Here is an 18,198-nt window from a genome sequence, read left to right on the forward strand (position 1 = left end):
AGCCGTTCAGCCGGACCGGTGCAGGTACTGGCTCGGCGGCACGCCGAGCGTGCGTCGGAACATGGCGGTGAAGGCGCTCGGGCTCTCGTAGCCGTGCGCCAGCGCCACCTCGAGGATCGACGCGCCCGCTGCCAGCCGGGGCAGGCTCAGCAGCAGCCGCGCCTGCCGGCACCAGGCTCCGAAGTTCATGCCCGTCTCGCGATGGAACAGGCGCGCGAGCGTGCGGCTGTTCATGTGCAGGCGCAGGGCCCAGTCGTCGAGGGTGGCGGGCAGCGAGGGGTCGCGCACCAGTTCCTCGCACAACGCGGCCAGCCTTGCATGGCGCGGCATCGGCACGTGCAGCGAGAGCGCGGGCGCGGCCTCCATCTCGTCGAGCAGCAGCTCCATCACGCGCTCGTCTCGGCCGCCCGGCGCGTAGTCCAGCGGCAGCGACACGGCCGCGACGATCAGCGCGCGCAGCAGTTCGCTCACCTGGATCACGCGGCATTCGCCGCCCAGGTCGGCGCGCATGCCCGGCTCGACGAAGACGGTGCGCATGCGCACCTCGCCCGCCATGCGGATCTGATGCTCCATGCCGCCGGGCACCCACACGCCGCGCCCGGTCGGCACCACCCAACTGCCGGCCGCGGCGCTCACCAGCATCACGCCCGAGATCGCGTGGATGAGCTGCCCGCGCCGGTGCGTGTGCGGCGGGATGAAGGCGTCGCCGGCCGGGTCGGTCGCCAGCGCCGCGACGGCGCGCGGGGTCGACTCCCCTTGTTCGGGACGCAGGTTGATCGCTGCCTGGGCCGGTTTGTCCATTTCTCGACGACGCTTGAGGATTCGTAGCAAGAACATCTTCTCACGGCTTTCTACGATGCTTTTTTCCTCCCTCCCTGCAAACGAAAGAAGCATTCGTCATGAACAAGCGCCGACTCGGGCTGCTCACCGGCACCCATGCCGTCAACGATCTCTACCAGGGCCTCGTGCCCGCGCTGCTGCCCTTCATGGTGCTGGAGCGCGGCTACAGCTACACGGCCGTCAGCGGCCTGATGCTGGCGGCCACCGGCCTGTCGAGCGTGGTGCAGCCGCTGTTCGGCCTGTACGCCGACCGCCACCCTCGCAGCTGGCTGGTGCCCACGGGCTTCCTGGTGGCCGCGCTGGGCGTGGTGCTGGCGGGCATCAGTCAGAGCTACCTGCTGACCTGGATCGCCATGGTGCTGTGCGGGCTGGGCATCGCGGCCTACCACCCGCCGGCCACGGTGGCTGCGCGCGCGGCCGGCGGCGGCTCGCAGAAGGCGATGAGCGTGTTCTCGGTGGGCGGCACCATCGGCGCCTCGTTCGCGCCGGTGCTGGCGGCCACGGTGGTGGGCGGCGGAAGCCTGTCGCACAGCTACCTGCTGGGCCTGCCGGCGCTGGCGATGGGCGTGGTGTGGTTCGCCGCGAACGCGCGTCGCGGCGCTGCCTCGGGCAGCAGCGCCGCGGCAGCCCCGAAGGCCGGCGACCATCTGATGAAGCCGCACAACGACTGGCGCGCCTTCGGGCTGCTGGTGGCGACCATCGTGGGCTGGTCGATTCCGTACGTCACGGTGCTTTCGATGCTGTCGCTGCGCATCACGCGCGACCTGCACGGCTCGGCCTTCCAGGGCGCGGCGGCGCTCACCGCATTCACGGCGGCAGGCGCGGTGGGCACGCTGCTCGGAGGCTGGCTCGGCGACCGCATCGGGCGCATGGGCACGATCCGCGCCGGCTACCTGCTCGCGCTTCCGTCCCTCGCGGGCATCGTGCTCGCGCCGACCGCCGGCTGGGCACTGGCCTGCACCGGGCTTTTCGGCCTTTGCATGTTCCTGCCCTTCGCCGCGCAGGTGACATTGGCGCAGGACTACCTGCCGCGCAACCCGGCCACGGCCAGCGGCATCGCGCTGGGGCTGGCGCTGTCGGTGGGCGGGTTGGTGTCGCCGCTCTTCGGCATGCTCTCGGACGCGCGCGGGCTCGGCGTGACGCTGACGACCGTGCTGTGCGTGCTGTGCGCCGCGGCGGTGATGGCGCTGCGCCTGCGCAACCGGACGCTGCAGGCCGTGCCGGCAGAAGCCGAAGGGGCTGCCGCCTGAATACTGGTCCCGGGGGCCGGTCTGCCCCACGCATGTTCGCTGCCAGAATCGGGCGACAACCGACAAGGAGGGGACTGCGCCATGAATCGATTCCTGAGCTGCCTGACAAGCGGCGTGACAGGCAGCGTGATGGGCAGCGTGATGGGCGGCGCATTGCTGGCACCGGCCGCCTTCGGCGCCCCGCCCGCGGCGCCCGCCACGCAGGCCGCCCCTGCATCGGCGGCGGCAGCGCCGGTGGATCCCGCCGCCGGCATCCGCGAAGTCGAAGCCGCCGTGCGCGCCTGGGCCGCGGCCTGGTCCGCACGGGACGTGGCGCGCTACCTTGCCGCCTATGCGCCCGACTTCGCCCCGCCGCGCGGCCAGGACCGCAAGGCCTGGGAGGCCGACCGCCGCGCGCGCATCGAGGACAAGGCCGTCATCAACGTGGGCATCGAGAGCCTCGTCATCAGCGTCCAGGGTCAATCGGCCACCGCCACCTTCGAGCAGACCTACAGCGCCGACAAGTTCCGCGAGAAAGGCCGCAAGACGCTGGAGCTGCAGCGCATGGGCAACCGGTGGCTCATACGCAAGGAAAGCGCCGGCTGAAGACCGCCGCGGAATTGCCCCTGTAAGCCAAACGGTTCATGGAGATGTCACTACTTGCAACGATGCTGCAGCCCTCGATTCCCGAAAGCTGTGGCTGCCATGTTTCCCACCAAGACCGACAAGGCGCGCGACGAACTCCAGGGCGGACAGCGCACGCTCAGCCAGCGCGAACGCGCCCTGCTGCTGATGGCCGACGGCCGGCGCTCCCTTACCGACTTCAGCCCGCTCTTCGCCAACCGGGATGAGGCCGAGCAGGCGATCCAGGCGCTGATCGACAAGGGCTACCTGCAGAGCCCGAAGGCAGCGGCAGCCCCGGCGGAGCCTCCCGCGCAGCCCGCGCCCTCGCCCATCCCCGCCGCCCAGCCGATCCAGGTGGCCACCTCGGCCGACACCTTCGACGGCAAGCGTTCGCTGGCCACCACCCGCATGTTCCTCTTCGACATCTGCGAGCGCATGTTCGTGCGGCGCGACCCCAAGTTCGCGCTGCAGATGCGCGACGCGCTGCGCGAGGCGCGCGACCGCAACGCCATGCTGACCATCGCCGCGCTGATGCTCACCGAGATCGAGAAGAGCGCGGGCGTGGAGCGTGCCGAATCGCTGCGCGAGCGCATCGACCGGCTGCTGCCGCCGGCCGAAGTCGTGCATTGACGACAAAAGGGATACGCGAGATGCCCGGCCGGGGCTGTGACACCATCGCCGGGTGAACTCGCCGCCTCCCGCAATCCCCCTGTCCGGGCGCCTTCGCAGCTGGGCGAAGCGCCTGAAGCGCGACGGCGTCACGCTCTGGTTCGCCGGCAGGCACCCGTCCACCCCATGGCATGCCAAGGCACTGGGCGCCTTCGTGGTCGCCTACGCGCTCAGCCCGATCGACCTCATTCCCGACTTCATTCCGGTGCTGGGCTACGTCGACGACGTTTTGCTGCTGCCGGGGCTGATCTGGCTCGCCATCCGGCTGATTCCCCCCGCGGTGCTCGCGGATTGCCGCGCCAGGGCGGACGAATGGCTGCGCGAGCGCGGCGCCAGGCCAGTCAGCCGCTGGGGCGCGGCCTTCGTCGTGGCCGTGTGGGCCGCGGCCTGCTTCGGGGCGTGGCGTCTTTGGTCGGGATAGCGCGAAGGGCCCGCGCGATCCACTACACTTCCCGGGGTCAGGAGAGAGCCCCGCGTGCCGGGGCCGCCGAAGGCGCAGGGACTTCCCGAACGCTCAGGCAAAAGGACTGACGAGGCGCCGGTGAAAGCCGGCGTTTCCTTGCTGGAGAGAGGCCGTTGCCCACGGGCGGCGGTCCACCGAAGGAGCAAACCCCGATCGTGGGGCGAATCTCTCAGGTAAAGCGGACAGCAGGGGTGGCCCATGGCTTGCGTCATGGATTTCGACTGCCCCTTTGGAGTGCCCCGTGGCTGCTTCTTCCTCCGCTACCCCCGACGCCCAGCTTCTCAAGACGCCGCTGTACGACCTCCACCTGGAACTGGGCGCCCGCATGGTGCCCTTCGCCGGCTATTCGATGCCGGTCCAGTACCCCGCCGGCCTGATGGCCGAACACAAGCACACGCGCGACGCGGCCGGCCTGTTCGACATTTCCCACATGGGCCAGCTGCGCCTGGTCGGGCCCGACGCCGCGGCCGCCTTCGAGACCCTGATGCCCGTCGACGTGATCGACCTGCCCGCCGGCAAGCAGCGCTACGGCCTGCTGCTGGACGACGAGGGCGGCATCCTCGACGACCTGATGTTCTTCAACGAGGGCAACGGCTCGATCTTCGTGATCGTCAACGGGGCCTGCAAGGTGGCCGACATCGCCCACATCCAGCAGAAGATCGGCTCGCGCTGCGAGGTGCGCCCCCTGCCCGACCACGCGCTGCTCGCCCTGCAGGGCCCGCAGGCCGCGGCCACGCTGGCGCGGCTGTCGCCCGGCGTCGAGCGCTTCGTGTTCATGACGGGCGGCGCGGTGCAGATCGGCGGCATTCCGGCCTTCGTCACCCGCAGCGGCTACACCGGCGAGGACGGCTTCGAGATCTCGGTAGCTGCATCCGACGCCGAGCGCCTCGCCCGCCTGCTGCTGGCACAGCCCGAGGTCAAGCCCGTCGGCCTGGGCGCGCGCAACTCGCTGCGGCTCGAAGCCGGCCTGTGCCTCTACGGCAACGACATCGACACCACCACCACGCCGGTCGAGGCCTCGCTCAACTGGGCGATGCAGAAGGTGCGCCGCGCGGGCGGGGCACGCGAAGGCGGCTTCCCGGGCGCCGCGAAGATCCTCGCCCAGCTCGCCGCGGCTACCGCGGGTGCGGCCGGCCACACCGACCACGACACGCTGAAGCGCAAGCGCGTGGGCCTCGTCGCCCTCGAGCGCATTCCGGTGCGCGACGGCACGGTGCTCCAGTCTTTCGAGGGCCAGGACATCGGCCTCGTCACCAGCGGCCTGCTCGGCCCCACGGCCGACCGCTGCATCGCCATGGGCTACGTGGCTACAGCCTTCGCCGAGCCGGGCACGCGCGTGCAGGCCATCGTGCGCGGCAAGCCGGTGCCGATGGAGGTCTCGACCATGCCTTTCGTGCCCACCCGTTACTACCGGGGCTGAGCGCCGCCCAGTCAGATCGACCGGCTAGGCTCTGCACCCCGATCCACTTTTTTCCACGAGGAGTTTTTCCACCATGAGCATCAAGTACACCAAGGACCACGAATGGGTGTCGGCCGAGGGCGACGCAGCCACCGTCGGCATCACCGTGCATGCGCAGGACGCGCTGGGCGACGTGGTCTTCGTCGACCTGCCTGAAGTCGGCAAGACCTTCGCCCAGGGCGAAGTCGCCGGCGTCGTCGAATCGGTCAAGGCCGCGGCCGACGTGTTCATGCCCGTGTCGGGCGAGATCACCGAGGTGAACGAAGCCCTGCGCGCCGACCCGTCGCTGGCCAACAGCGACCCGCTGGCCGCCGGCTGGTTCTTCAAGGTCAAGCTGAGCGACCCCGCGCAGCTCGACGCCCTGCTGGACGCGGCCTCCTACGACAAGTTCGCAGCCGAGTCCTGATCCGCTGAATTTTTCAGCAGCACCTTTGTTCTTTCCCTCCGAGCCTTCAACGCCATGCCGACGCCCGCCCTTCCTTCTTTGCAAGAACTAGAGAACGCCGAAGAATTCCTCGCCCGCCACATCGGCATCGACGCGGCGGACGAGGCGCGCATGCTGCCGGCGATCGGCTCGGAGACGCGCGCGGAGCTCATCGACGGCATCGTGCCCGCGGCCATCCGCCGCGCGAAGCCGATGCGCCTGCCCGCGCCGGTGACCGAAGCCGACGCGCTGGCCGAGCTGAAGGCGATGGCGTCGAAGAACAAGGTGTTCCGCAACTTCATCGGCCAGGGCTACTACGGCAACCACACGCCGGGCGTGATCCTGCGCAACATCCTCGAGAACCCCGCCTGGTACACCGCCTACACGCCCTACCAGGCCGAGATCTCGCAGGGCCGCATGGAAGCCCTGCTCAACTTCCAGACGATGGTGTGCGACCTCACGGGCATGGCCATCGCCAACGCATCGATGCTCGACGAAGCCACGGCCGCGGCCGAGGCCATGACGCTCGCCAAGCGCAGCGTGAAGAGCAAGAGCAACGTGTTCCTGGTCTCCGGCGACTGCCATCCACAGACCATCGAAGTGATCAAGACGCGCGCCGCCCCGTTGGGCATCGAGGTCAAGGTCAGCACCGTGTCGGAAACGCTGCCGCACCTGATGGTGAGCGGCGCCTTCTTCGGCGTGCTCGCGCAGTACCCCGCCACCACCGGCCACGTGCACGACCTGCGTCCGCTCGCGGGCCACGCGCACCAGTGCGACGCGGCTTTCATCGTCGCGGCCGACCTGCTGGCGCTGACGCTGCTTGCGCCTCCGGGCGAATGGGGCGCCGACATCGTCTGCGGCACAACGCAGCGCTTCGGCATGCCGCTTTGCAACGGCGGCCCGCACGCCGCCTACCTGGCCTGCCGCGACGAGTTCAAGCGCTCGCTGCCGGGCCGCCTGGTGGGCGTGAGCGTCGACACGCACGGCCAGCCCGCCTACCGCCTCGCGCTGCAGACGCGCGAGCAGCACATCCGCCGCGAGAAGGCCACCTCCAACATCTGTACCGCGCAGGTGCTGCCGGCCGTGGTGGCCAGCATGTACGCCGTGTACCACGGGCCCGACGGCCTCACCCGCATCGCCCAGCGCGTGGCGGCGCTCACCGCCGTGCTCGCCAAGGGCCTATCGCTGATGGGCCGCGAGCCGGTGAACGCCACCGCCTTCGATTCGCTGACCATCCGCACCGGCGAAGACACGCAGTCGATCATCGAGCGCGCGCAGGCCGCGGGCGTCAACCTGCGCCAGCGCCTGCAGCAGCACCTGGGCATCTCGCTGGACGAGACCAGCACGCGCGCCGACGTCGAAACTCTGTGGGGCCTCTTCGCGCCGGCAGGCACGCAGGCGCCGCGTTTCGACGATCTCTCGGGCAGCACCGTACCGCTGATTCCCGAGGAACTGCGCCGCACCAGCGCATTCCTCACGCACCCGGTGTTCAACACGCACAAGAGCGAGACGGCGATGCTGCGCTACATCCGCAGCCTGTCGGACAAGGACCTCGCGCTCGACCGCAGCATGATCCCTCTGGGCAGCTGCACCATGAAGCTCAACGCGACCAGCGAGATGATCCCCATCACCTGGCCCGAGTTCGCCAGCATCCATCCCTTCGCGCCGGCCGACCAGCTGCAGGGCTACGCCCAGCTCGACGCCCAGCTGCGCGCATGGCTGTGCGAGGCCACCGGCTACGCGGGCATCAGCCTGCAGCCCAACGCGGGCTCGCAGGGCGAGTACGCGGGCCTGCTGGCCATCAAGTCCTTCCACGAGGCCAAGGGCGAAGGCCATCGCAACATCTGCCTGATTCCCTCCTCGGCGCACGGCACCAACCCGGCCAGCGCGCAGATGGTGGGCCTGCAGGTGGTGGTGACGGCCTGCGACGCGCAGGGCAACGTCGACATGGACGACCTGAAGCGCGCCTGCGAGAAGCACAGCGCCAACCTGGCCGCCGTGATGATCACCTACCCCAGCACGCACGGCGTGTTCGAGACCCGCGTGAAGGAGCTGTGCGAGCTGGTGCACGAGCACTGCGGGCGCGTGTACGTCGACGGCGCCAACATGAACGCGCTGGTCGGCGTGGCCGCGCCGGGCGAGTTCGGCGGCGACGTGAGCCACCTGAACCTGCACAAGACCTTCTGCATCCCGCACGGCGGCGGCGGCCCCGGCGTTGGCCCGGTCTGCGTGGTGGAAGACCTCGTGCCCTACCTGCCGGGGCATGCGACGGCGGGCGTGGCGTCGAACGGCGTGGGCGCCGTGTCGGCCGCGCCGCTGGGCAACGCGGCCGTGCTGCCGATCAGCTGGATGTACTGCCGCATGATGGGTGCCAAGGGCCTGCAGGCCGCGACCGAGACGGCCATCCTCAGCGCCAACTACATCAGCGCGCGCCTGAAGGACCACTACCCCACGCTGTACGCGAGCCCCAATGGGCACGTTGCGCACGAGTGCATTCTCGACCTGCGCCCGCTCAAGGACACCAGCGGCGTCACCGCCGAAGACGTGGCCAAGCGTCTCATCGACTACGGCTTCCACGCCCCCACGCTGAGCTTCCCCGTGCCCGGCACGCTGATGGTGGAGCCCACCGAGAGCGAGCCGCTGGCCGAACTCGATCGCTTCATCGACGCGATGATCGCCATCCGCGGCGAGATCCGCCGCATCGAGGAAGGCGTCTGGCCGAAGGAAGACAACCCGCTCAAGCATGCGCCCCACACGGCCGCGAGCCTGCTGGGCAGCGAGTGGAGCCACCCGTACTCGCGCGAACTCGGCGCGTTCCCGCTGGCCGCGCTCAAGAACGCCAAGTACTGGCCGCCCGTCGGCCGCGTCGACAACGTGTACGGCGACCGCAACCTGTTCTGCAGCTGCGTGCCGGTCTCCGAGTACGACGAGGAAGCCGAAGAGGCCTGAAGAAGAGGCGGTGGCGCACGGCGGCCCGGTGCCGCCGTCGCGCCGCCTTGTACCTCTGCGCAATGCGCTACGGCGACTCGCGGCGGTAGGTCGCCCACTTCACGGTCAGGATGTCCGCCGCGATCTTCGCGGCATTGACGCCCGCGTAGGCCTCGGACGGATCGAACTGGAATGCCTCGCGGTATCGCCTGACCTGCGCATAGTCGCGGTCGAAGGTCATCGGGCCCATGAGTTCGGCGGGATCGGTGCCCGCGGGAAGCGCGAGGAATTTCTCCGAATCGGTGGCACTCTGGTAGAGGTCGACGCTCATCAGGTTCATACGGTTGTCCTCCGGAGCTTGGTTTCGGAAACCAAGCCTGCGGGAGGTCTGTGCGGCACGCAATCGGTCCCCGCCTACACGGCGCGACGGAAGAACGCCCGGCGGCGCCCGTGCCGTCGCACGCCGCGCGTGCGCGTGTGCGTCAGGGCTGCTTCTTCTTCGCCACCTCGCCCGTGGCGATCTGCTGGCGCAGGCCGCGCAGGCTGGCCTTCACCTTGCGCTCGTTCTCCAGCCCCATGCGCACCATGATCTTCTGGCCGGAAGACATCGATTCCAGCTTCGGGTCCGTGTACTCGTAGCGCACCCACGGCCGGGTCGAGGGCACGTCGCCCTTCACTTCCACCAACCGCACCTGCACCGGGCCGGCGGGCTCGGGTGCCTGCAGCAGATGGTCGATCACGGCGATGAGCCGGTCGTTGAAGTAGCGCCCCGGATAGCCCAGCTCTTCATACGCCTGCTGGAACAGTGGATAGAGCTTTGCATACACGGCCGCCGCCTTTGCCGGATCGACCGACTGCGCCAGCAGCACGATGGCGTTGTAGCGCGCGGCATTGTTGGCCGCGATGGTCTGCACCTGGCCCTGCGGCCCCTCGGTGATGAAGCGCTGGCCCGTGGGCTGCACCGGCCATGCGTTGGCGGGAGCCTGTTCGCGCGCGAGGTTGTCGACGGTGGCGACGAAGCGCCGCACGATGCCGTCCGAGCGCAGGAACTCGGCGACGTTCTTGCCGCCGATCAGATCGGCCAGCGCCTTCGTCACGCGCGCATCGGAATCGACCAGCTTGGGCAATGCGGGGTCGGGCGGCGCGAGCGCGTCGACCGGGTTCTGCGGACCGGTGGGTGCCGCTGCAGGAGGCGGCGGCGGTGCGGGCGCGTCATTGGGTGCCGTTGCCACCGGCAAGGGCTCGGCGGGCTTCTGCTGTTCCTGATACCAGCGCCAGCCGAAGAAAGCCGCCACGAGCAGCACCAGCACGACGGCGACGATGGCCCCTACGGGCGTTTCGCGGCGGGGAGTGAACTCGGGGGCTTCTCGGGTATCGGTGTCTGGCATGAGGGCGGCTCCTTGTGCGGGAATGTCAGAGGAAGCGAACGGCTATGGTGCCCCAGAACGGGCTGCACGCCAGCCTTGTCGTCGTAACGCCCTGTGACGCGCCCCCGGCGCGGAAGTTCACCCTCGTTCAGTCAACGAGCCGCACGACGTGCGCCTGCCGCGGATCGACCCTGCCCGCGTGCAGGTCTGCGATCACCGACTGCGCATGCGCGAAGCCTTCGCCCTGCGCCAGAGTCATCCACCGGTTGCCGGGCCTGCTGAGCTCCGCGATGAAGCCGCCCTGGGCCTCGTTGAAGCGGCGATTGACCTCCTGCGGGCCCCAGTCGGCATTGCGCTTCCTGATCTGCACCGGAGCGAAGTAGAGCTGCGGCGTGGGGCCGGGCAGCGAGGCTGTGTCTCCGAGGAACTCGGTCTTTTGCGCGGAGCCGGCGTAGCAGTCGTACACCAGCGCTTCGCCGAAGTGATGATGAACGGTGGCGCGCAGCTCGTCGCTGCCCGAGAAGTCGACGTACAGCGTGGGCACGCCGGCCGGCAGCGTCGTCACTTCCGCGTAGGCCAGCGTGCGGTCGTAGCAGCCGAGGCCCTCCACGAAAGCGCGATTGGCGTTGGACGTGGCCGCGATCAATTGCAGTCCTTCGCGCCGACGCAGGCAGAAGGCCGTGCCGAACGCGGTCTTGCTCGATGCGCTCGACACCACGACCTGCTTCGCGCCGAAGAAGGCGTTGTCTTCCAGGAAGTCGGCCAGCATGAAAGAGGTGATGAACAGAGGCCGCACCAGCATCTGGTAGTCCTCCAGCGCGGCGACGTAGCCTGCGTCGTTGCTGCATCGCATGTACTGGTTGTATGCCGACACCAGCTCGCTGCGGTGCGGCGCGCCGTCGTAGAAGCCGCGCGCCGTCACGCGCACCGGCTGCATGCGCAGGTGGCTCGCGATCGGGAAGTAGCCGTAGAAGCGCTCGCCCACCGACACGCCCTCCACGTTCGACGCCGCCACGTCCGCGAAGCCCCAGGCCGGCATGTGGCCCCAGTCGGCATCGCCGGTCGGAAAGAACTGCCAGTACTTCATGACCGCGTCGCCGAAGGCCGCGTAGGTGATGTTGTTGGTGGTCAGCGAGAAGCGGCCGATCTTCATCAGCACTTCGCCGGGCTGCAGCGCACCGCTGTCCTGCGTGGCCACGACACGGGTGGTGCCGAGGGCGTTCTTGCGCGTCTGGAGGCGGGTTAAAGTGAATGCGTCGTTGTTCATTCGCAAACTGTATGGCGGCCCGCCGCGCGGCGGGTTCGGAAACCGTCGATGCCGGAAGCACCCCGCTCCAAGCCCCTGAAACGCCCCACGCAGGCACGCGCGAAGTTCACCGTGCAGGCGATCTACGACGCCTTTGTTCGGATTTGGTCCGCGCACGGCTGGGAAGGCGTGACCACCCGCGCCGTGGCGCTGGAAACCGGCATCGCCGTCGGCACGCTCTACGACTACTTTCCCGACAAGGAAGCCCTGCTCTCGGGCTATGTGCGCCACTGCATCGAGGCACTGCTGGCGCGGCTCGACGCGGAAGCGATCGCGCCCGCCGGCATCGGCTGGCAGGCGCGCGTGAAGCGCCTGGTGCGCATCACCTGCGACACGCGGCTCGAAGGACTGCCCGCCTTCGACCACCAGATGCTGATGCTCGAACACCGCGTGGCCGAGCCCAAGCACCACCGCCGCGTGTATGACGAACTTGCGGACAGGTGGCTCGAGGCCTTTGCCGCCTGCACCGACCTGAAGCCACAGCCCTCGCCCGCCACGGTCCACGCGCTGCTGACCGCGGCGTGGGGCGGCCGCCGCTATCGCCTGCTGGTACAGCCCGAAACGGGCGACGACGAATGGGTGGCCGAAATGGAGGCGATGATCATGGCGCGGCTGGCTACACGCTAGCCGGCGCGCCCAGCGATTGCAGCCACGCCAGCGTGGCCTGCAGCTCGGCAGGACGGATCTCGTGCGCGCCCGGAAAATCCGTGCCCGACAGCTTCAGCGGCAGCGTGCGCGCCAGCTCGCGCGTGGCCTGCGCGGCGCTCGGCGGAATCACGTTGTCGGCGCTGCCGTGGCTCACCCACAGCGCCTTGCCCTCGAAAGCCTCCGGCGGCGCGATGTGCGGCACCACCTGCGGCAGCAGCCGGCTGTGCCATACCAATGCGGCGCGCACGCTCTCGGGCCTGGTCAGCAGCAGCGACAACGCCATGATGCCGCCCTGGCTGAAGCCGCCGACCACGATGCGCTCCGGCGGCACGCCGAGCTGCTGCGAAGCCGAGGCGACCATCTCGCCGACGAGGAAGCGGCTTTCGCGCTCCTGCTCCTCGTCGATGCGACGCTCGCCGCTGGGCAGCACGTCGAACTCGAACCACGCATACGAGTCGGGCGACAGCACGTACGGTGCGCGCAGGCTCAGCACGTGGAACTGCGGCGGCAGCATGCGCGCCAGGCCGAACAGGTCCTGCTCGTTGCTGCCCACGCCGTGCATCAGCACCAGCAGCCAGGGCTCGCGGACATCGGGTTGCGCGCCTTGCGCAAGGAACTTCAGGGGCAGGTGCAGTTGCTGGGTCATTGGCCTTCTTCTTTCTTCGGTTCTTTCTTTCGTTCTCTTTTTTTCCTTCAGCGGAACCCGCGCGCCAGCTCGAGCGTGAGCTCGGCCGCCAGAATCTCGCGGCAGCCGCTCGCGTTCTGCCCAGACCACAGCGGGGAGAAATCGCCGTTGCCCTGTGCCTCGGCCTTGGCGCGCAGCGGCGCGATGGCGGAGGTGGCCAGCGGAAACTCCGGCGCCGCAGCGCCGATGGGACCGAGATCGCGCATCACGCGGTTCACGATGCCGCGCGCCGGCCGGCCGGTGAAGAGGTTGGTGAGCGCCGTGTGCCTCGCGGCCTTGCCCTTGAGCGCCGCTCGATGGACCGCGCTGGTGGTCGCCTCGGGCGTCAGCATGTAGGCCGTGCCGATCTGCACGCCCGCCGCGCCCATCGCCATGGCCGCCGCCACGCCGTTCGCGTCCGCGATGCCGCCGGCCGCGATCACCGGCACCTTGACCGCATGCACCAGCTGCGGCAGCAGCGCGAAGGTGCCCAGCTGCCGCGTCAGGTCATGCGACAGGAAGTGGCCGCGATGCCCGCCGGCCTCCAGCCCCTGCGCGATGACCGCGTCCACGCCGCGCGCCTCGAGCCACTGCGCCTCCTCCACCGTGGTGGCCGAGGCCAGCACCTTCGCGCCCCAGCCGTGCACCCGCGCCATCAGCGCCTCGGGCGGAAGCCCGAAATGGAAGCTCACCACCGGCGGCTTGAACTCCGTCAGCAGGTCGGCCACCTCGGCGCTGAACGGGTTGCGGCCCGGGCCGGCGGGGATGCCCGCCGCATCGATGCCGTACTCGGCGTAGTACGGCGCCAGCGCGGCGCGCCAGGTCGCCTCGCGCTCGGCGCTGGGCTCGGGCGGCGTGTGGCAGAAGAAGTTGACGTTGTAGGGCTTGCCGGTGCCCGCGCGGATGGCGGCGAGCTCGCTGCGCATGGTGTCGATGCTCAGCATGGCGCCCGGCAGCGAACCGAGGCCGCCGGCGTTGCTGACGGCGATGACCATCGCGCTGCCTTGGATGCCGGCCATCGGGGCCTGGATGAGGGGGAGTTCGGTGCCGAGAATTTGCGTCAGCGTGGTCATGCGAAATCTCTCTGAGTGTGTCGGTGCCGGCCATTCTCTCGCCAAGCCGGAGGTCATTCCGGCGGCGGGGTCATGGCGGGCCCGCTTCGGCACAATCGCGGGCATGCACAGTCCGTCCGCTTCCGGAATCGACTACAGCGTGCGCAGCTACGCGGGCGAATACGCCGGCCACGATCATGCGCACGCGCAGATCATGTTCGCGCTGGACGGCCGCATGGAACTGGAAATCGGCGGCCGCGCCGCCTTCACCGACACGTCCTGCGGAATGATCATTCCGGCGGGCGTGGCCCACACCTTCATGTCTCCGCGCGGCGTGCGCATGGTGGTCATCGACACGCCCGAAGACACCGGCGTCGACCGCATCCGGCGCTTCGCGGTCACGGCCGCATGCAGGAACGACGTCGATCCGGCCAGGGCCGCGCTGCATCTGGCCCACGTGCTGGAAGCGCCCTCGATCCTCTCGCGCCGCAGCATCGACCTGGCACGGCTCGACACCGCCCTCGACCGCACACCGCACGACCCCTGGGACACCGCGCGCATGGCCGCCCTCTTCTTCCTGAGCCCGCAGCGCTTTCACGCACGGCTGCTCGAGCTGACGGGCCTGTCCCCGCAGGCCTACCTGCGCTCGCGCCGACTCGACACGGCACAGCGCCTCTTGCGAGGCGGTCTTTCGCTCGAAGCAACGGCCCTGCGAGTCGGCTACCGCTCGGCCAGCGCCCTCGGCTTTGCGCTGCGGCGCGACCGGCAGTCGGGCGCGCGGCGCACGCGCGCGGACTGAGCTCCAAGGTCGAGAGTCTCTCGACATTTGCCCGGGCCGCGGGGCCCGAGGATGCGCGCATGACAAACAACGCATCCGTCGCCGGCGCCTGCATGGTGATTGCCGCCGCCGCCCTCTGGGGCACCACCGGCACCGCCCAGAGCTTCGCGCCCGCGAACACATCGCCCTATTGGATCGGCACGCTGCGAATGCTGATCGCCACGCTCTTCTTCGCGGCATTCATCGGCTGGCGGCGCCAACGCGGCGCGCACCTCCCGCTGTCGATGGCACCGGCCACACTGCCATGGCTGCTGCTCGCGGGCATCTGCATGGCGGGCTACAACCTGAGCTTCTTCGCGGGCGTCAAGGCCACGGGAGTGGCCATCGGCACCGCGATCGCCGTGGGCAGCGGGCCGGCCTGGGCCGGACTGCTGCAGGCGCTCGCCTACCGCAAGCCGCCCGCCCCGATCTGGTGGGCGGGCACGCTGCTCGCAATCGGCGGTGGCTGCCTGATGGTGCTGCCGGCTTCAGGCGGCGAACTGCGCGTCGACCTTGCCGGGCTGGCGCTGTGCCTGGGCTCGGGACTTTGCTACGCGATCTACACGCTGGTCAGCCAGCGCCTCGTGAGCCGGGCGCCGCCGGCGACGGTCACGCTGTGGCTCTTCGCGGTGGCGTCGGTGATTGCCATGCCGACCGCGTTCGCGATCTCCGGCCCCTTCGCGAGCACGCCCTCCGGCTGGGTTCTGGTGGCCTATCTGGGCCTGGTGTCGACCGGCGTCGCCTACCTGCTGTTCAGCCATGCGCTGCGGCACATCTCCGGCGCCTCGGGCGTCACGCTGGCATTGGCGGAACCCGTCACGGCCTTCGCGCTGGCCATATTCGTGGTGCAGGAGCGCCAGGCCCCTTCGGCCTTTGCAGGACTCGCGATGGTGCTGGCGGGCCTGCTGATCGTGGTGTGGGCCGAAGCGCGCCGGGCCCGGTGAGCCGGCCCGGCCAGGTCTGCCTACTCCTCGCTCGTCCACTCCACGCGCACGCCCAGGCTGCGCAGGTTCTCCACGAAGCGCGGATGCGCGCGGCGGATAGGCGCCGCGTTGCGGATCTCGGAACGGCCCTCGATGCTCGCCGCCACCATGAACAGCGCGATCGCCACGCGGATGATGTAGGGGCTCTCGACCACCGCGGGCGTCAGCGGATTGCCGCCGAAGGTGATGAGCCGGTGCGGGTCGGAAGAGAACACGTGCGCGCCGAACTTCGAGAGCTCGCCCGTCCAGCCCAGCGCCCCGTCGTACACCTTGTTCCAGAACATCGCGTTGCCCTGGGCGCGCACGCCCAGCGCAATGAAGATCGGCAGCAGGTCCACCGGGAAGTAAGGCCAAGGCGCCGCCTCCACCTTGGTGAGCACGTTGCTCGTGAAAGGTGTCTGCACCTTCAGCGGGCCGCTGCGGACGGCACGCGACCAGCCGTCCTCGTGGACGATCTGCACGCCGAACTTCGCGAAGGTGCGGTCCAGCAGCGGAAAGTTTTCCGGCGCGCTGTTGCGCACGATCACGTCGCCGCCCGTGATGGCGCCCAGCGCCAGGAAGGTGGTGATCTCGTGGAAGTCCTCGTCGAAGCGGAACTCGCCGCCCTTGAGCGTGCCGCCGCCGTGCACCGTGAGCCGCGAAGTGCCGATGCCCTCGATGCGCACGCCGATCATGGTCATGAAGCGGCAGAACTCCTGCACGTGCGGCTCCGAGGCCGCATTGGTCAGCGTCGAGGTGCCGTCCGTCGCGGCCGCGCACAGTACGAAGTTCTCGGTGGTCGTGACCGAGGCGTAGTCCAGCCAGTGATCGGTGGGCGTGAGCCTGCTCTTGCTGCGAACCAGCAGCGAGCCCTCGGTGCGCTCCACCTCGCCGCCGAAGCGCTGGAACACCTCCACGTGCGGATCGATCTCGCGCACGCCCAGCGTGCAGCCCTTGACGTTGTCCTCCAGCCGCGCCACGCCGAAGCGCGCCAGCAGCGGCGGCACCAGCATGATCGACGAGCGCATCTCCTCGGGCAGCCGGTGGCGCGACGCGTCGAAGGCCGTCTCGCGGTGGTGCAGCTCGAGCGTGCCCGTCTCGTGGTCCATGCGCACGTCGCTGCCCAGGGTGCGGAAGATGTCGAGGATCTTGCGCACGTCGGTGATGTCGGGCACGCCATGCAGGCGCAGCGGCTCCCAGGTGAGCAAGGTGGCGCAGAGCACCGGCAGCACGGCGTTCTTGTTGGCGGAGGGGGTGACACGGCCACGCAGCGGCGTACCGCCGTGCACGATGAGGTTGGACATGGAGGAAAGCGAGACGGAAGCGGGAGGCGGTGGAGAAAAGGTGCGGAGACAATCCGAAACCGGAAGCGGGAACTTTACCGTCTGAAAGCGGCATGAACAGCCTTGAAGTTGTAAGAACTTCAAAGCAGAAGCCGTCGCAATAACAATTCTTTCGCGTTACATGCAGCTTATTTTTCGAGCCAAACTCCCATGCGCACGCTTGACGACCTGATCGACACCGAGGACTCCGCCCTGCCTCTGGTCAAGGAATGGGCGCAAGGCACCAAACATTCATTCGAGGTTCTGCCTCCCTCCCAGGACAGGGAGCGCGTGCTGCTCGCACTCCAGGTCACGACGCGCTCGACCATGGGTGCCGTTGCATACGAGACCGGCGGCCTGCTGCTCGACCACGGCTGGCTGCGTGTGCTGGGCTCGGGGCACCCGAAGCTGCCTCGCAACATCGTTGACTGGAACAAGGAGCGCTCCGCCGGCTTCCTGCTGGTTGCGGACGACGTGGTCGGAGGCTTCTTCGCCATCAACGGTGGCGGGCTCGGAGACGACGCTGGCGCCATGTATTACTGGGCACCGGATAGCCTGGCGTGGGAACCGCTCGAGATCGGCTACAGCGACTTCATCGAATGGGCATCGACCGACCGGCTGCAGGCTTTTTACGCCGACCTGCGCTGGAGCGGCTGGGAAGCCGAGATGAAGAGCATCGGGGCGGACCAGTGTTTCAACTTCTACCCCTTCCTGTGGACCAAGGAAGGAGCCGTGCAAACCAGCGCCCGAAAGGCCGTGAGCATTGCCGAGCAATATGCGCTCAATACGGAGCTGGCAGCAAACATGGGTGGGTAGCTCGAGCTTCGCCGCGGCGTGAAACTCATGTCGGGCCACGATTCGCGACGAACTTGTTACTCACCCGCCCCGCCCTTGTCCAAATAGATTGGTCGCCTCCAGCCAGCCCCGCTGGCCAGGCAACCTCGAAAGGACAAGACAAATGAGCCACGCTTACACCGGCGGCTGCGCCTGCGGCGCCATCCGCTACGAAATTCCGGCCGAGCCGATCTTCCAGAACCATTGCCAGTGCCTGGACTGCCAGCACAAGAGCGGCACCGGCCACGGCTCGTACCTCAGCTTTCCGCGCGGCGGCACGAAGCAGACCGGCCAGGCCACGCTGTGGGACATGGTCGGCGACAGCGGCAACGTCAAGACCCGCGCCTTCTGCCCCACCTGCGGCTCGCCCGTGTACATGACCTATGCGGCGATGCCCGACGTCATCACCGTGCATGCGGCGAGCCTCGACGACCCCAGCCGGTTCAAGCCGCAGGCGGTCACGTACGGCGTGCGCGGGCATGCGTGGGATTTCCTGGATCCGGAGCTGGTCAAGTTCGACAAGATGCCGACAGCCTGAGGCGAGGGACAAGGAAGGCGCGATCCGCTTGCACTCGGGCTGCGCCAGCTCC

At 69.0% G+C, this 18,198-nt stretch carries 19 protein-coding genes and 2 riboswitches; of the genes, 12 read left to right on the plus strand and 7 right to left on the minus strand.

What is annotated here, in order from left to right; translation table 11 throughout:
• Positions 1 to 6: 6 nt before the first annotated feature.
• The gene (locus ABL840_RS25170; protein WP_093306661.1) at positions 7 to 801 is read right to left on the minus strand and encodes an AraC family transcriptional regulator; all 795 of its coding nucleotides are present in this window, start codon (positions 799 to 801) and stop codon (positions 7 to 9) included.
• A gap of 98 nt (positions 802 to 899) precedes the next feature.
• On the opposite strand from ABL840_RS25170, the gene ABL840_RS25175 reads away from it, so the two are divergent.
• The 7 genes from ABL840_RS25175 (at position 900) to gcvP (ending at position 8,657) form a co-directional block, all read left to right on the plus strand.
• A complete protein-coding gene (locus ABL840_RS25175) occupies positions 900 to 2,090 on the plus strand; it encodes an MFS transporter (protein ID WP_093306662.1) in 1,191 nt (396 codons plus the stop codon).
• Positions 2,091 to 2,171: 81 nt separating this feature from the next.
• Complete coding sequence (locus tag ABL840_RS25180; RefSeq protein ID WP_093306664.1) at positions 2,172 to 2,675, plus strand: DUF4440 domain-containing protein; 504 nt, start codon at positions 2,172 to 2,174, stop codon at positions 2,673 to 2,675.
• A 99-nt stretch (positions 2,676 to 2,774) separates the two neighbouring features.
• Complete coding sequence (locus ABL840_RS25185; RefSeq protein ID WP_093306666.1) at positions 2,775 to 3,323, plus strand: hypothetical protein; 549 nt, start codon at positions 2,775 to 2,777, stop codon at positions 3,321 to 3,323.
• Between the two features lie 73 nt (positions 3,324 to 3,396).
• Positions 3,397 to 3,783 (plus strand): YkvA family protein, encoded by a 387-nt coding sequence (locus ABL840_RS25190; RefSeq protein WP_093306761.1) that lies wholly within the window; start codon positions 3,397 to 3,399, stop codon positions 3,781 to 3,783.
• A gap of 28 nt (positions 3,784 to 3,811) precedes the next feature.
• A riboswitch (glycine riboswitch) is annotated at positions 3,812 to 3,902 on the plus strand.
• A gap of 12 nt (positions 3,903 to 3,914) precedes the next feature.
• A riboswitch (glycine riboswitch) is annotated at positions 3,915 to 4,021 on the plus strand.
• A gap of 45 nt (positions 4,022 to 4,066) precedes the next feature.
• Positions 4,067 to 5,245, plus strand: coding sequence for a glycine cleavage system aminomethyltransferase GcvT (gene gcvT / locus ABL840_RS25195; protein ID WP_093306668.1), 1,179 nt, complete (start codon positions 4,067 to 4,069; stop codon positions 5,243 to 5,245).
• Between the two features lie 73 nt (positions 5,246 to 5,318).
• Positions 5,319 to 5,690 carry a glycine cleavage system protein GcvH gene (gcvH, locus tag ABL840_RS25200; protein ID WP_093201071.1) on the plus strand — a complete coding sequence of 124 codons (372 nt, stop codon included), beginning with the start codon at positions 5,319 to 5,321 and terminating at the stop codon, positions 5,688 to 5,690.
• Positions 5,691 to 5,744: 54 nt separating this feature from the next.
• Positions 5,745 to 8,657, plus strand: coding sequence for an aminomethyl-transferring glycine dehydrogenase (gcvP, locus tag ABL840_RS25205; RefSeq protein ID WP_093306670.1), 2,913 nt, complete (start codon positions 5,745 to 5,747; stop codon positions 8,655 to 8,657).
• A gap of 67 nt (positions 8,658 to 8,724) precedes the next feature.
• On the opposite strand, the gene ABL840_RS25210 is transcribed toward gcvP, so the two are convergent.
• The 3 genes from ABL840_RS25210 to ABL840_RS25220 all read right to left on the minus strand — a co-directional run bounded on the left by ABL840_RS25210 (position 8,725) and on the right by ABL840_RS25220 (position 11,270).
• Positions 8,725 to 8,976, minus strand: coding sequence for a hypothetical protein (locus ABL840_RS25210; RefSeq protein ID WP_093201076.1), 252 nt, complete (start codon positions 8,974 to 8,976; stop codon positions 8,725 to 8,727).
• Between the two features lie 142 nt (positions 8,977 to 9,118).
• On the minus strand, positions 9,119 to 10,024 hold the full coding sequence (locus ABL840_RS25215; protein ID WP_093306672.1) for a DUF3014 domain-containing protein: 906 nt from the start codon (positions 10,022 to 10,024) through the stop codon (positions 9,119 to 9,121).
• A gap of 127 nt (positions 10,025 to 10,151) precedes the next feature.
• The gene (locus ABL840_RS25220) at positions 10,152 to 11,270 is read right to left on the minus strand and encodes a DUF2855 family protein (protein WP_093306674.1); all 1,119 of its coding nucleotides are present in this window, start codon (positions 11,268 to 11,270) and stop codon (positions 10,152 to 10,154) included.
• Positions 11,271 to 11,318: 48 nt separating this feature from the next.
• Between ABL840_RS25220 and ABL840_RS25225 the strand changes: the two genes are divergently transcribed.
• Entirely contained in the window at positions 11,319 to 11,936 is a 618-nt protein-coding gene (locus tag ABL840_RS25225) for a TetR/AcrR family transcriptional regulator (RefSeq protein ID WP_093306676.1), read from the plus strand.
• On the opposite strand, the gene ABL840_RS25230 is transcribed toward ABL840_RS25225, so the two are convergent.
• Complete coding sequence (locus ABL840_RS25230) at positions 11,926 to 12,603, minus strand: alpha/beta hydrolase (protein WP_093306677.1); 678 nt, start codon at positions 12,601 to 12,603, stop codon at positions 11,926 to 11,928. The two genes, ABL840_RS25225 and ABL840_RS25230, sit on opposite strands and share 11 nt — an antisense overlap.
• Before the next feature lie 47 nt (positions 12,604 to 12,650).
• Positions 12,651 to 13,694: an NAD(P)H-dependent flavin oxidoreductase gene (locus ABL840_RS25235; RefSeq protein WP_093306679.1), complete on the minus strand. Its 1,044-nt coding sequence runs from the start codon at positions 13,692 to 13,694 to the stop codon at positions 12,651 to 12,653.
• A 103-nt stretch (positions 13,695 to 13,797) separates the two neighbouring features.
• On the opposite strand from ABL840_RS25235, the gene ABL840_RS25240 reads away from it, so the two are divergent.
• Positions 13,798 to 14,472 (plus strand): helix-turn-helix domain-containing protein, encoded by a 675-nt coding sequence (locus tag ABL840_RS25240; protein WP_093306681.1) that lies wholly within the window; start codon positions 13,798 to 13,800, stop codon positions 14,470 to 14,472.
• 59 nt (positions 14,473 to 14,531) lie between these two features.
• A complete protein-coding gene (locus tag ABL840_RS25245; protein ID WP_093306683.1) occupies positions 14,532 to 15,434 on the plus strand; it encodes a DMT family transporter in 903 nt (300 codons plus the stop codon).
• A gap of 20 nt (positions 15,435 to 15,454) precedes the next feature.
• Here ABL840_RS25245 and ABL840_RS25250 read toward each other — a convergent pair whose 3' ends face one another.
• Positions 15,455 to 16,756: a UDP-N-acetylglucosamine 1-carboxyvinyltransferase gene (locus ABL840_RS25250; RefSeq protein ID WP_093201096.1), complete on the minus strand. Its 1,302-nt coding sequence runs from the start codon at positions 16,754 to 16,756 to the stop codon at positions 15,455 to 15,457.
• Positions 16,757 to 16,945: 189 nt separating this feature from the next.
• On the opposite strand from ABL840_RS25250, the gene ABL840_RS25255 reads away from it, so the two are divergent.
• Together ABL840_RS25255 and ABL840_RS25260 are read left to right on the plus strand one after the other, a co-directional pair.
• Entirely contained in the window at positions 16,946 to 17,590 is a 645-nt protein-coding gene (locus tag ABL840_RS25255; RefSeq protein ID WP_093201099.1) for a DUF2625 domain-containing protein, read from the plus strand.
• Positions 17,591 to 17,732: 142 nt separating this feature from the next.
• On the plus strand, positions 17,733 to 18,146 hold the full coding sequence (locus ABL840_RS25260) for a GFA family protein (protein ID WP_093306684.1): 414 nt from the start codon (positions 17,733 to 17,735) through the stop codon (positions 18,144 to 18,146).
• Positions 18,147 to 18,198: the final 52 nt, after the last annotated feature.

Source organism: Variovorax sp. NFACC27 (assembly GCF_048301545.1).
In the GTDB taxonomy this organism is placed as follows: domain Bacteria; phylum Pseudomonadota; class Gammaproteobacteria; order Burkholderiales; family Burkholderiaceae_C; genus Variovorax; species Variovorax gossypii.

Excerpts from the sequence above, each read along its gene's own strand:
- gcvP (WP_093306670.1), top strand. The coding sequence starts at position 5,745 with ATGCCGACGCCCGCCCTTCCTTCTTTGCAAGAACTAGAGAACGCCGAA.
- ABL840_RS25185 (WP_093306666.1), top strand. The coding sequence starts at position 2,775 with ATGTTTCCCACCAAGACCGACAAGGCGCGCGACGAACTCCAGGGCGGA.
- ABL840_RS25245 (WP_093306683.1), top strand. The coding sequence starts at position 14,532 with ATGACAAACAACGCATCCGTCGCCGGCGCCTGCATGGTGATTGCCGCC.
- ABL840_RS25220 (WP_093306674.1), bottom strand. The coding sequence starts at position 11,270 with ATGAACAACGACGCATTCACTTTAACCCGCCTCCAGACGCGCAAGAAC.
- ABL840_RS25180 (WP_093306664.1), top strand. The coding sequence starts at position 2,172 with ATGAATCGATTCCTGAGCTGCCTGACAAGCGGCGTGACAGGCAGCGTG.
- ABL840_RS25175 (WP_093306662.1), top strand. The coding sequence starts at position 900 with ATGAACAAGCGCCGACTCGGGCTGCTCACCGGCACCCATGCCGTCAAC.
- ABL840_RS25240 (WP_093306681.1), top strand. The coding sequence starts at position 13,798 with ATGCACAGTCCGTCCGCTTCCGGAATCGACTACAGCGTGCGCAGCTAC.
- ABL840_RS25210 (WP_093201076.1), bottom strand. The coding sequence starts at position 8,976 with ATGAACCTGATGAGCGTCGACCTCTACCAGAGTGCCACCGATTCGGAG.
- ABL840_RS25225 (WP_093306676.1), top strand. The coding sequence starts at position 11,319 with ATGCCGGAAGCACCCCGCTCCAAGCCCCTGAAACGCCCCACGCAGGCA.
- ABL840_RS25250 (WP_093201096.1), bottom strand. The coding sequence starts at position 16,756 with ATGTCCAACCTCATCGTGCACGGCGGTACGCCGCTGCGTGGCCGTGTC.
- ABL840_RS25215 (WP_093306672.1), bottom strand. The coding sequence starts at position 10,024 with ATGCCAGACACCGATACCCGAGAAGCCCCCGAGTTCACTCCCCGCCGC.
- ABL840_RS25260 (WP_093306684.1), top strand. The coding sequence starts at position 17,733 with ATGAGCCACGCTTACACCGGCGGCTGCGCCTGCGGCGCCATCCGCTAC.
- ABL840_RS25255 (WP_093201099.1), top strand. The coding sequence starts at position 16,946 with ATGCGCACGCTTGACGACCTGATCGACACCGAGGACTCCGCCCTGCCT.
- ABL840_RS25235 (WP_093306679.1), bottom strand. The coding sequence starts at position 13,694 with ATGACCACGCTGACGCAAATTCTCGGCACCGAACTCCCCCTCATCCAG.
- ABL840_RS25170 (WP_093306661.1), bottom strand. The coding sequence starts at position 801 with ATGGACAAACCGGCCCAGGCAGCGATCAACCTGCGTCCCGAACAAGGG.
- ABL840_RS25230 (WP_093306677.1), bottom strand. The coding sequence starts at position 12,603 with ATGACCCAGCAACTGCACCTGCCCCTGAAGTTCCTTGCGCAAGGCGCG.
- gcvH (WP_093201071.1), top strand. The coding sequence starts at position 5,319 with ATGAGCATCAAGTACACCAAGGACCACGAATGGGTGTCGGCCGAGGGC.